This window comes from Clostridium sp. DFI.1.208, assembly GCF_024463855.1.
Classification (GTDB): Bacteria; Bacillota_I; Bacilli_A; order Erysipelotrichales; family Erysipelotrichaceae; genus Clostridium_AQ.
The window spans coordinates 1-11,218 of sequence record NZ_JANGCA010000021.1 but is presented as its reverse complement, the minus strand read 5'-3'; the positions used below and the strand labels follow the sequence as shown (position 1 = coordinate 11,218).

The following is an 11,218-nucleotide window of genomic DNA, read 5'->3' as shown; positions in this document are numbered from 1 at the left end:
TTTATAAACTACCCGAAAGTAAGAACGAGCCTATCGTAAGCTGTCACTCATTTATATCTAACGCAGCCAGAAATATTCCGGTTTCTCACGGCACGGTGCTGAGCCGCATGCATTCGGTGCATCTGCATTCCAGCCGGTACCAAATGTTAAATCTCCCGTGCGGTTAAACTGATTCAGTGCTGCGGTCATCGTCATGGAACCAACGCGAATGATTTCAACATGGCAATGCGGACCGGAGCTGTTACCGGAGCTTCCGGAATATCCCATCACCTGTCCCTGATTCACACGCTGCCCCACGCTTACCGCAACAGAGCTTAAATGATAGAACGGCATAGCATATACGACACCGTCCACTCTTGTCAAAAGCGCAACGTTGTTTCCACCGCCTGCCGGAATACCACACCAGTTATTCAAGGCACCATAGCCACAGCCCTGATATGTATGAATGATGATACCATTTGCCGGTGCAACTACCGGGATTCCTGTCGTTGAGCCGGTAGAGAAATCCATTCCCATATGACCGCCACCGCCCGGATAGGACCAGGTTCCTGCTTCATAATGCCAGCCGCTTTGCAGCGGGGCAATAAAGCTGGAGCTTTGTGCAGTACCGCCGGAAGAGCCGTTATTTGAATTATTTCCGCTATTCCCGCCGGAATTCCCATTGTTATCACTGCCGGAATTTCCAGAATCGGTATTTCCATTATCTGTATTCCCATCACCGGAATCGGTATTCCCGCTGTTGCCTGCTTCATTTCCGCCATTCTGTGGAGTATCCGGTTTTTCCGGCTTCTGCTCAGGCTCATCAAAATCAGCAGCCAGTGACAGATCCACCTTCGGCAGATTTGCCTGTGCCATCTGTGCCTCACGTTTCTGTGTAGCCAGATTTGCTTCCTTTGCGTGATAATCACTCAGCAAATCCTTTTTTACCTCATTCAGCGCTTCCACCTTGGCCTTACTGGATTTTACATCCTTCTGCTGAACAACAAGAAGCTCCTTCTGCTCCTCAACGATCTTACGATCCTGATCCAGCTTTTTCTTTTCCTTATTCAACGTTTTGATCTGATCATTTTCATACTTGTTCAGCTCGCCGACGATTTCCGTTCTCCTCAGCAGGTCCGTAAAGCTGGTCGAGCCCATCAAAAAATCGATATAATAATTACTGCCGGTATAGGCCTGCATTTCCAAAAGACGCGCACGCATCTGCTTATCGCGCTCCTTAATGCTTTCCTCTTTTTCCTTGATCTGTGCCTTTAAGTCACTGATCGAGCTCTGTGTCTGATCGATACTTGCCTGTATACTGCTGATTTCTTTTTCATAGCCTGCGATCTTCTTATTGTTGTCGGCTATCAGCTGGCTGACCTTTTCCACGTCCCCCTTAACACTGGCAATCTGACTCTTGATATCGCTGATTTCCTTATCCAGATTATCGGATTTGCTTTGCAGATACTCCTTGTATCTGCTGCACTCCTCCTGTGTTTTCGTATCCTTGATGACTGCACATTTGGCATTCATTTCACTTTCTCTTCCTTCAAAGCTCTCTGCTTTCAGAAGGCCTGCATTACTAATCAGCAATGCACCGCTGACGAACAGAGCTGCATATTTCTTTTTCATTTTCGCATACCTCCCTACCTGAACTTCAGATATGTAAGCTTATACCGCCTGTATGTATATGATAACGTAAGCACTTTAAAAAGTAAAGAAAAAACACTGCTGATTCCCGCCTGTATCAGGCTGAAAAAACAGTGTCTTTCAGACATCTTCCGAAGCGCTTTTTCACCGGGTTGAAGAATCGGATAGCTTCACCCACAGCTGCAGCCTGCAATCCTCCTGCTTGGGATGAATATAGCGCTGAATGAGAAATGCCTCACATGCATAGCCATGTCTTGGCAGCCATACCTCAAACAGATAGGCACTTGCCTTATACAATGCCTTTTGTACGAGGTCCTCAAAGCTTTCTGCCTCATATTCACAGACCGCATAGGTTCCCCTCGGCATCTGAAAGGCGGTATATCCCTCTACAGGCGCAGCTGTTTGAACAGCAGCCATATACGTAAAAGCTCCCGGAGTCTGTGAAGGTGTCAGAATATCATTTCCTTCATCCAGTGCCGCATGCTGGAGTACCTCATCCTGCTCCAACCGATCCCAGAGCGCCACCAGCATATTCTCCTTCGGATGTGCAATTTTGGCACTTTCATCCTCTTTCGTGTAGCCGCTGAACCAGAGTGCCTCCTGTTGAACTCTTAGCTGAATTTCAAGAACCATATCGTCGCAAATCAAAGGTACGCCTTCATCCACCAGCGTATATTGCATGCGCAGCTCCGGCTTGATCACATGATCCAGATGGATATCTGATGTACGATAATCTGCCGGAGATATCCCATAGCACTGTCGAAATGCTCTGGTCAAGGCACTGTGACTGGAAAATCCACAGCGCATGGCAATGTCCATGATTTTTTCGTTACCCGCCTTCAACAATCCTGCCGCCATTTTCAGCCGTACGCTGCGCAGATACTCACTGACAGTATATCCTGTCAGTCGGTAAAACAGCCGCTGATAATAAAACTTTGACAGATGTGCAATCGCTGATAGCTGCTCGATTGTCAGCTCCTCCTCATAATGCTCCTCCATATAATCCACGGTTCTCTGTATTGCTTCCCATGCCTGCATAAGCATCACCTCCACGAAGAGTATACCGCAAACACACCAGCCTTCGCTTTCCACAGAATGCTCTGTAAAGGACAATGCATCCGGCAGGAATCACTTCAAAGAAGCATGACGGGTAAAAAAGGTCTTATATCCCAGCGTTACAAAAACAACAACGGTAACAGCTGTACAGCCCAGAATCGCAAGCATGATTCCAATCTGATACTTGATTGCTGTCAAGGGAAAGGTTCCGGACAGCATCTGACCGGTCATCATACCGGGAAGTGACACGATCCCCATCGTCATCATATTGTTCATCGTCGGCAGAATGGCACTGTCAAAGGCGTCATTCACTTCATCATGAGCAGCCAGCTTCGGAGTAGCCCCAAGCATTAAAGAATTTTCAATCTTCTCACGATGATCCTGCATATTCGCACATAGACGATTGGCGCCCAATGCGATACCGGTCATGGAATTGCCAATGATCATACCGGATATCGGAATAAAATACTGCGGATTGAACCAGGGACGAACCTGCAATACCAGCAGCATAAAAACGACTGCGGTACAGAGATAGCCGATCGTCATAGAAACACCCATCAGCCGCTTTAAATCATGATTCATATCATAGCGGACTCGTTTTGCGGCATTGTAGATGGCAAAGCCCAGCATGATTACCAGCATGAGAAGTGTGAGCCACCAGCTTGGATTTTTAAATACATACAGCAGAATATAGCCCATGATTGTCAGCTGTACTGTCATTCGCGTTGTGGCGATCAGAATCATTTTCTCTCTGCGGATACCTCTTGCACGGAAGATGATGAGCAGAACCAATACGAAGATATAGGCGATAGCCAGATTAACAATGGATAGATCCATAACGGAATCATTCATATACATACCCCCTCGTATCTCCGTTTTCAATGCGCAAAAGACTTTTCGGATACTTTGCCGATACCTCTGCGGAGTGCGTTACCATAATCAGCTGGCGATTTCGCTCCGTCACAAAGCGTACAAGATTTTCGATGACGAAGCTCTCTGTTTCTTTATCCAGAGCCGAGCTTGGCTCATCCACCAGATAAACCTCAGCATCCATCAGCATCACCCTCGCCAGACAAAGCCGCTGCTTTTCTCCCCCTGACAGACGCCCGCAGCTCTCCTGCAGCTCCTTATGCAAATCCACTTTTTCCAGGTACTCCTTCAGCTTTTGCTTTGTAGCCGGAAGCCGCCCGCTCAGTCTCAAACCGATTTGCAGATTTTCCTCGATATCTCCCGGATAAATCACCGGCGTCTGCCCAAGCATGACGACCCTTCTTCGCAGCTCCATGGGATTCATTTTCTGAATGTCCTCCCCCTTGTACAAAATCGTTCCCTGCTCTGCCTCATTCAACCGGTTCAACAGACGCAGCATCGTGGTTTTTCCACTGCCACTAGGACCGGTGATGCAGGTAACGCAGCGATCCAGACACACATGCTGTATATGAAGAATATGCTTAAATGTAACATTATTCAGTTCAAACATAATTTTCGTATCCTTTCTTTACATTTTTAGAATACCATAAGTTGAAAAATACTTCCACACAAATACCATATGATATATAATAGGATAACGTGAGGGTGATACAATGCATACAAAAGGTATTCTATATACGGTCTTATCTGCTGTTTTATTCGGCATCACACCGCTGATTACCAGAGCGGTTTACGGATACGGAGCCAATTCCATGACCGTAGTATTCTATCGGTCTCTGTTTGTTATCCCCATGCTTGCCACAATCATGAAGGGCAGACATATTTCCTTTTCCATTTCTGCACGCGATCTGCGCAATACCGCCATCATCGCCATATTCGGAAGCGGATTGACGACCATTCTGCTGTTCACCTCCTATTCCTATATTGATGTCGGCTGTGCCACGACACTGCATTTTCTATATCCGGTATTTGTTTCCCTGCTCTGCTTTGCTGTATATCACGAATTGCTTGGCAGACGGAAGCGGATAGCTCTCTCTCTGGCAATGCTGGGGGCACTATGCTTTTTTGATGTAAGCAATGCCGGCAGCATGCTGGGTCTGTTGCTGGCAGCAGGCTCGGCACTTACCTATGCCTTTTACATGGTACAGCTGGAGAAAACACGGCTTTCTCATCAGAACGCTTATAAGATATCCTTTTATCTTGCCGTCTTTATCTTGCTTGAAACACTTGTCTATCATTTCCTGTTTTCCTCTATCCAATTTATTTTGCCATGGAATGCATACGGGCTAATTCTTCTGCTGTCGCTGGTTTCCAGCTTTCTTGCGGTTGTTCTTTTGCAGAAGGGGATTCAATACCTTGGCTCCAGTACAGCATCACTGTTTTGTCTGTTTGAACCGATCACCTCTGTTGTCTGTGGAACGCTGTTTCTGCAGGAAGCCCTGACACCGGCAAAGGTCATAGGATGCTGCATTATATTTACAGCACTGATCATCATGAGCAGAGAACAGAAGAAAGCTCCTACCTCTTAAGTTTTCTTAAAATTTACTCGATTTTGCATGATGATATGGGAATCGGTAAAAACTATGATATAATGAAAACAGAAAAACAGCTTAATTATGAAGGAGTCCCATGGAACCATTGAACCTTGCCAGTATAGCAGAAATCGGCGGTAAATACACATCGCATCGAAGTGAAATCATTTCCTACATACTTATCGCCTTGTGTGCAGTAGCTTTTTTATACCTGATTATTCATCAGATTCGCTCACACAAATGAATCACGTTGTCAATCGTGCACGCATTCCCTGTATGTGAATGCGTTTTTATGCTGTAGAATCCTATGGGTATCCTTGTATGCAGCTGCTTATAAAAATACTTCCCTTTGGTAACGATGTACTTTTTCCTTTTAAAGAACTTCCCCAGTATTATTATAAGAAGCCTTTTTCATTCACTTTATAGAAATAAGCATAGAAAAACAGTGATTCGGATTCCTCTTCCTCACTGCTTCCTCATCCTTCATGTATACAGATTCTAAACCTGAATCTGGACGTGATATGCTTTCATCCAGTAATTCACCTGCAGCAGGTATGCAATCGTCTGCGGTGTATTCATAAGCTGTCCATACCATGGAATCGAACGGTCCTCATGCAGCAGCTCCTGCAGCTTTTCCTTTTTTACGATTTGCAGCAGGGGCTCATTTCCCTGTGCAAGCAGCTCCTCCATCTGTTTACTGACAAGCTCACGATATTTCGGATGCCAGGTCTTCGGATACGGGCTCTTTTTCCGCCAGAGCACCTCGTCCGGAAGAAGACCCTTGACCGCCTCCCGCAGCAGTCCCTTTTCATAGCCCTGATAATCCTTGTACTCCCAGGGAACGCTGTACATATATTCCGCAATGCGCATATCGCAGAAGGGCACCCGCACCTCCAGAGAATTGTACATGGACATACGGTCTTTTCGATCCAGCAGCGTCTGCATGAACCATTTCATGTTCAAATTGACCATTTCACGCAGACGCCTTTCTTCCTTAGTCCGTCCGCACAGGATATCACTTTGCTTCAGTGTCTCCTGATAACGCTGATCGACATAGGTGATGCCGTTGATCTGTTCCGCAAGCTCCTCATTCAGAAAACTCATACGATACTTTGTGGATTGTGCCCATGGGAAGCCATAGGTGGCACGAATCTTCGGATCACGATACCACGGATACCCACCGAATATCTCATCCGCACACTCTCCGGATAAGGCAACCGTACAGTATTTACGGATTTCACTGCAAAACAGCAGCAGGGAGCTGTCCACATCTGCCATTCCCGGTAAATCCCTGGCATCCACTGCCGTATACAGAGCATCCACCAAATCCTCAGTTTTCAGGATAATATTGTGATGCTCACTTTGCAGATAGCTCTGCATAACCTCAATATAATGCTGATCAGAATTGGGCTGGAATTTCGTTGAGTGGAAGTATTTCTCATTATCCTCATAGTTTACCGAAAAGGTATGCAGCGTTTTCCCCTGCTTTCTGAACTCCTTAGCTGCTATTGCTGATATGATACTGGAATCCAGACCTCCTGAGAGAAACGTTGCAACATCCACATCGGCGATCAGCTGCCGCCGTATGGAATCTGTCACCAGATCATGTACCGTCTGTACCGTAGTCGCAAAATCATCCGGATGCTCCCTATCCTGTAAATGGAAATAGGTTGTGAGCCGCATTCCCTTATGATCATACCACGCATACTGCCCCGGCTTTATCTCCCGTATATTATGAAATACACCATAGCCCGGTGTTCTGCCCGGACCAAGCAGCATGATTTCCGCAATGCCATCCGCGTGCAGAATCGCAGGGATGTTGGGATGTGCCAGCAGTGCTTTGATCTCTGAAGCAAACAGCATTGCCCCGTCCTGCAGCGTATAAAACAGCGGCTTTACTCCCATACGATCTCTTGCCATAAACAATCTGTGCGCTTTTTTATCCCATATAGCAAAGGCAAAGATACCGTTCAACTTTTCCACCACTGCCTCCTTCCATTCTATAAAAGCCTGCAGCAGTACCTCAGTATCACTGGTTTCCTGAAATGTATATCCCTTTTCCTGCAACCTACTGCGCAGCTCCTCCGTGTTATACAGCTCCCCATTATAGACCATTACATAGCGTGAATCACTTTTCAACTGCATTGGCTGCCTTCCATGCTGCAAGTCCATAACACTCAGTCGTGCATGCAGCAGCGTTACCGCCTCATCTGTATATATATGCTGCTGATCAGGTCCTCGTCGTTTCATCGTATGCAGCATGGCTTCCACCGCCTGCTGATTTCTATACTTCGTCCGGTGCTCCCCGTCTACGATTCCTGCAATACCACACATAAGCCATCCTCCTTAAAAAAGGGGGTCCTCCCCGTTACAGAAGAACACCCTTGTTCCATAGTAGTATATGCATTTTTTTACGTTTGTTTCCTGTCATATATTTCCAGCATAGACATACCGCAGCCATTTGGATGCTGCCGCAACAGCCTCCAGAATCAGCTCCTTTTTCGTTGCCTGCTCCCCCTGCATATGGTACATGGGGAAAAACCTTGTCAAATGAAGCGGAATATCCGGATGCAAAGAGGCAAGCCAAGCCGCTTCCTCCTCGATCCGATCAACATCGTCGTGCAATCCCGGCACCATGAGCGAGGTGATTTCAACATGTGTATGCTGAACGGCCAGCTCCACATTGCGACATACGGTTGTAAAATCTCCCAGCAGTCTGCGATAGCCTTCCTCATGAAAGGCCTTCACATCAATATTCATTGCATCAACAAAGGGAAGCAGCTCAAGCAGCTTATGCTCCTGTATACAGCCATTTGTGACAATGACGTTTTTCAGCCCATGCTGGCGTGCCAGCTTGCAAACCGCAAGAACAAATTCAAAGTTGATCAGCGGCTCATTATACGTATAAGCGATGCCGATATTTCCCAGCTGCTTCTGCTGCAGAGCGATATCCACAATCTCCTGCGGCTGCAGTCGGACACAAAATGCAGCATCCTCCTGCATCGAAATCTCATAATTCTGACAGAACGGACAGCGCAGATTACAGCCCATGCTGCCGATTGAAAGGATTTGTGAGCCAGGGTGAAAACGGCGAAGTGGTTTTTTCTCAATCGGATCCAGAGCCATGGACGATATCTTCCCAAAGGAAGAGGAAACAATACTGCCGTTTCTACAGGTTCTGACACCACAAAATCCGCTTTTACCCTCCGGTATATGACAGGTATGCGGACATAGCTCACATACCGCACTCATGATGACGGACGACCTCAAAGCGTTCCAGCAAAAACGGCTCATCCGGGTCCATGCCGGCCTTGTTCAGGGCAATACTGATTTGCTGAAGCGGTGTGTCCACACCCTCCAGATCAGGCAGCAGTAAGCCCCGCCGATGCTCATCACTGACGATCACACCATAGCGCTTGACATCCAGCTCCTCCAGACTGTCAATCTGCTCAGCCTCCTTCAATACATCCACGCTGTATTCCAGATATGGGAGCTCCTTTTCCTCAACCGGCAGAAACCGCGGATCTCTGGTTCCTGCAGATATCGCATTGGATATGATTTCCTGTGCCAGATTTTCCTGTACCGGTGCGATTGTACCGATACATCCACGAAGCTCTCCGAATTTTTTCAGGGAAACAAAGACGCCACCCTGCCGGGTAAGCAGGTCTTTCGGCAGAGATTTTCGTAAAGGCAGCACCGTGCGTGACCGAATGTATACCTCCAGAGATTCCCGTGCTAGTGCGACATACGGATCCTTTTTCAATACGCTGATGATCGCCGTTGCATAGCCGACACCAAACGGCCCCTCATAGGACAAGAACTGAGAATCAATCGGATACGCCTGCAGTACACCGTATAGCATCAGGAATGCAGGAAAGCCACAGTTTGCACTGTCCTCAACAATTTGCTCGTCCATCGTCAGTAAGCGCGCATAGTCATTGCTTTTGATGATATTTACAAGCTGTTCATCAAATACAGGACCCATGGGATGAAAGCCATACGGACCATCCTCCTTCAGCTTATGAGATAAATCACCGCTGGCAATCACTGCAACATTGCGCTGCGACTCATCGATGACTCTGCGCAGACAGTTTCCAAAAGCCACCTGCGTTTCACGATCCAATCCACTGACTGAAATACGCACAAGCCGAAAATCGGTATATTCCTGCAAAATGAAATGCAGCGGCACCATGGTTCCATGGTCCAGCGTCTGCTTCTGCTCGCCCAGCGTACCGGCCGGCAAGCCCAGCGTAGCTGCCGCATGACACAGCAGATCAACAAATTCTTCATCGTACAACACCTTCATATCCACATCCTTCACACCGAAGGCTTCAAAGCTGCCAACGGCCTGCGCACCATCGGATATCTGTATATAGTCCCGATAGCTTGGGGCATGCGGAGAAAACACAATGATTGTCTGCGGCTTCGTCGATGCTATATCATGGGCAATCATGCGATAGGCATTCACTGTATTCTGAATGACACGTTCCTGTCCCTTGCCGATTTCCGGCAGGATAATCGGAGGGTGCGGAACGATATATGCTTTACTTAACATCGTATCACTTCCTTTATCTCCATTATACACATTCTCCTTCCATTTTTAAACCTTCGCCGCCAAAAGATGCGCGGGCATTGCGCTGTGCAGAGCTGCGATTCACCATGGATTTAGAAAAAAGCTTGTAATCACATCATCTAAAGGAATCTGCTGGCATATGGAACAGCAGACAGATAGCACTCCTATGTATTTTAAAGTGCTTTGCATATACATTAATCGTACTTTTATGAGCATTCGTAACGAATACTTGATAACGCTTTTATGCGAACAGTCAAAGGCAAACAAAAAAGAACCGCAGTCTAGCGATTCTTAAAGCATTTGTAATTATAAATTCTGAAGCATGATGGTACAGCCGTCTACAACGCATTTTAATGCATTTTCAGCAACATATACAGGAATTTGAAGCTCGTTACGCATCAGCTGATCCAGATTTTTCAACAGTGCCCCGCCTCCGGTAAGGACAAGTCCATGCTGAACGATATCCGCAGCCAGCTCTGGCGGTGTAACCTCCAGAATTGTTTTCGTGGCATGAACGATTTCCTGCAAACTGCTTCTTATGTAGCTTTCCACTTCATTGCTGTTAATTTCAATGGAATGCGGCAGACCGGTTTCCACATCACGTCCTGAAATGGTAATGGTTTCCGGTTCTTTAACAACCAGCGCATTCGCAATACGGCGCTTAATTTCATCGGCCGTCTGTTCTCCGATATACATTTTCTTTTGAATACGTACATTTTCCAGAATATCCTGCGTAATCTTATTTCCTGCAGTCTTGATAGAGGTAGAGCATACGATATCACCAAGAGAAAGCACCGCAATATCGCTGGTTCCTCCACCGATATCCAGCACCATATTCCCACTTGCCTTTCCGATATCCAGACCTGCACCAAGAGCGGCAATCTTCGGTTCTTCTTCCAGATATACCTTTTTTGCTCCGGCACGGTATGCACAGTCACGGATTGCATTTTTTTCTACAGAGGTGATTTTTGTCGGGTGACATATTAAAATCACGTTCTTTTTAAACATGCCCTTTAGATCACATTTCTTTAGAAAATAGTTCAGCATCATGTCGGTTGCTTCAAAGTCCGCAACCACACCATCCTTTAACGGACGGATACAAATCATGTTTTTCGGTGTACGCCCCAGCATATCTCTTGCATCAAGACCTGCTGCTATACATTTTTTTGTTGAGGCATCTACTGTAATGATGGAAGGTTCATCCACCAGGATCCCTTTGTTATCTACACAAATCAATAAATTTGTTGTTCCCAAGTCAATTCCAATTTTTCTTGCCATGTTTAACCTTCTTTCATATCCTGCATTGTCGAATTTCCAATAATAATATACCATTTCTTACCAGTAAAAGCAAAGAAACAAGAATCTTTTTGAGCTGAAGTGAAAAGTTAAATTCCACTTTCAAAGTAGCTAAGTAGAAAAGACTCTTACACAACAATCTAGTTGAATTTACACTTACAATTGCATTTAGTCTTTCATATATCCTTTTTTATATCTATGA

General features: G+C 46.2%; 10 protein-coding genes. 2 read left to right on the top strand and 8 right to left on the bottom strand.

All coding sequences use genetic code 11. The features are described from left to right. Positions 1 to 57 precede the first annotated feature (57 nt). The 4 genes from NE665_RS12090 to NE665_RS12075 form a co-directional block, all read right to left on the bottom strand. The gene (locus NE665_RS12090; protein ID WP_117443578.1) at positions 58 to 1,611 is read right to left on the bottom strand and encodes a peptidoglycan DD-metalloendopeptidase family protein; all 1,554 of its coding nucleotides are present in this window, start codon (positions 1,609 to 1,611) and stop codon (positions 58 to 60) included. A gap of 162 nt (positions 1,612 to 1,773) precedes the next feature. Further along, positions 1,774 to 2,667, bottom strand: a complete 894-nt coding sequence (locus NE665_RS12085; RefSeq protein WP_117443579.1) for a helix-turn-helix domain-containing protein — start codon at positions 2,665 to 2,667, stop codon at positions 1,774 to 1,776. A 90-nt stretch (positions 2,668 to 2,757) separates the two neighbouring features. Further along, positions 2,758 to 3,537, bottom strand: coding sequence for an iron export ABC transporter permease subunit FetB (gene fetB, locus NE665_RS12080; RefSeq protein WP_117443580.1), 780 nt, complete (start codon positions 3,535 to 3,537; stop codon positions 2,758 to 2,760). Next, a complete protein-coding gene (locus tag NE665_RS12075) occupies positions 3,530 to 4,165 on the bottom strand; it encodes an ATP-binding cassette domain-containing protein (protein WP_117443581.1) in 636 nt (211 codons plus the stop codon). The genes fetB and NE665_RS12075 overlap by 8 nt, the downstream gene beginning before the upstream one ends. Before the next feature lie 103 nt (positions 4,166 to 4,268). Between NE665_RS12075 and NE665_RS12070 the strand changes: the two genes are divergently transcribed. Next, positions 4,269 to 5,144 (top strand): EamA family transporter, encoded by an 876-nt coding sequence (locus tag NE665_RS12070; RefSeq protein WP_117443582.1) that lies wholly within the window; start codon positions 4,269 to 4,271, stop codon positions 5,142 to 5,144. A gap of 100 nt (positions 5,145 to 5,244) precedes the next feature. After that, positions 5,245 to 5,391 carry a hypothetical protein gene (locus NE665_RS12065; protein ID WP_178760021.1) on the top strand — a complete coding sequence of 49 codons (147 nt, stop codon included), beginning with the start codon at positions 5,245 to 5,247 and terminating at the stop codon, positions 5,389 to 5,391. A 254-nt stretch (positions 5,392 to 5,645) separates the two neighbouring features. On the opposite strand, the gene asnB is transcribed toward NE665_RS12065, so the two are convergent. The 4 genes from asnB to NE665_RS12045 form a co-directional block, all read right to left on the bottom strand. After that, entirely contained in the window at positions 5,646 to 7,481 is a 1,836-nt protein-coding gene (asnB, locus tag NE665_RS12060) for an asparagine synthase (glutamine-hydrolyzing) (RefSeq protein WP_117443583.1), read from the bottom strand. Between the two features lie 93 nt (positions 7,482 to 7,574). Next, on the bottom strand, positions 7,575 to 8,399 hold the full coding sequence (amrS, locus tag NE665_RS12055) for an AmmeMemoRadiSam system radical SAM enzyme (protein ID WP_117443584.1): 825 nt from the start codon (positions 8,397 to 8,399) through the stop codon (positions 7,575 to 7,577). Continuing rightward, the gene (gene amrA / locus NE665_RS12050) at positions 8,383 to 9,702 is read right to left on the bottom strand and encodes an AmmeMemoRadiSam system protein A (RefSeq protein ID WP_117443585.1); all 1,320 of its coding nucleotides are present in this window, start codon (positions 9,700 to 9,702) and stop codon (positions 8,383 to 8,385) included. Before amrA ends, amrS begins: the two co-directional genes overlap by 17 nt. 324 nt (positions 9,703 to 10,026) lie before the next feature. After that, complete coding sequence (locus NE665_RS12045; protein ID WP_117443586.1) at positions 10,027 to 10,998, bottom strand: rod shape-determining protein; 972 nt, start codon at positions 10,996 to 10,998, stop codon at positions 10,027 to 10,029. Between the last annotated feature and the right edge of the window lie 220 nt (positions 10,999 to 11,218).

Bases quoted from the DNA above. Each gene is read 5' to 3' on its own strand.
- NE665_RS12090 (WP_117443578.1), bottom strand. From the start codon at position 1,611: ATGAAAAAGAAATATGCAGCTCTGTTCGTCAGCGGTGCATTGCTGATT.
- NE665_RS12085 (WP_117443579.1), bottom strand. From the start codon at position 2,667: ATGCAGGCATGGGAAGCAATACAGAGAACCGTGGATTATATGGAGGAG.
- fetB (WP_117443580.1), bottom strand. From the start codon at position 3,537: ATGAATGATTCCGTTATGGATCTATCCATTGTTAATCTGGCTATCGCC.
- NE665_RS12075 (WP_117443581.1), bottom strand. From the start codon at position 4,165: ATGTTTGAACTGAATAATGTTACATTTAAGCATATTCTTCATATACAG.
- NE665_RS12070 (WP_117443582.1), top strand. From the start codon at position 4,269: ATGCATACAAAAGGTATTCTATATACGGTCTTATCTGCTGTTTTATTC.
- NE665_RS12065 (WP_178760021.1), top strand. From the start codon at position 5,245: ATGGAACCATTGAACCTTGCCAGTATAGCAGAAATCGGCGGTAAATAC.
- asnB (WP_117443583.1), bottom strand. From the start codon at position 7,481: ATGTGTGGTATTGCAGGAATCGTAGACGGGGAGCACCGGACGAAGTAT.
- amrS (WP_117443584.1), bottom strand. From the start codon at position 8,399: ATGAGTGCGGTATGTGAGCTATGTCCGCATACCTGTCATATACCGGAG.
- amrA (WP_117443585.1), bottom strand. From the start codon at position 9,702: ATGTTAAGTAAAGCATATATCGTTCCGCACCCTCCGATTATCCTGCCG.
- NE665_RS12045 (WP_117443586.1), bottom strand. From the start codon at position 10,998: ATGGCAAGAAAAATTGGAATTGACTTGGGAACAACAAATTTATTGATT.